The 352-nt window shown below is 44.3% G+C and carries 1 protein-coding gene; it reads left to right on the top strand.

What is annotated here, in order from left to right:
* The coding region (locus HBA93_RS19530; protein ID WP_221724398.1) for a hypothetical protein at positions 1 to 304 on the top strand (304 nt) is incomplete at its 5' end.
* Positions 305 to 352 lie beyond the last annotated feature (48 nt).

The raw sequence follows: 352 nt of genomic DNA, 5'->3' as shown, positions 1-352 counted from the left end.
GCTTCGCTTTCCCTGCTCACAATTTAACTCTGAAACAATAATCAACCCGAATAACAGTATAACTGATCAAACTCACATCAGTTGCATGGACGCCAAACATCCTGCCGGACTTAACCGCTATAAACAGTTTTGTGGCTTAAACATGTCTGTGAAGCTTACGGCAAGCTCTTATCATTATCATGAGCTAAAAATGACTATCATAAATATGCTTAATCCGGAATTGTGGCGATTCAGCAACGATAAAGGCTGGCCTTACGTGACAATTTTATACGGCCGCGGCTTTGACAAGGCTGAAACGCTGTAAGCGCCAGAGCGAATTATGCATTGAAGCCAGACGTGCCGCATCCGGCAC

The sequence above is a fragment of the Ochrobactrum sp. SFR4 genome (genome assembly GCF_019730395.1).
Classification (GTDB): domain Bacteria; phylum Pseudomonadota; class Alphaproteobacteria; order Rhizobiales; family Rhizobiaceae; genus Pseudochrobactrum.
This window is presented reverse-complemented; position numbering and strand designations above follow the sequence as displayed.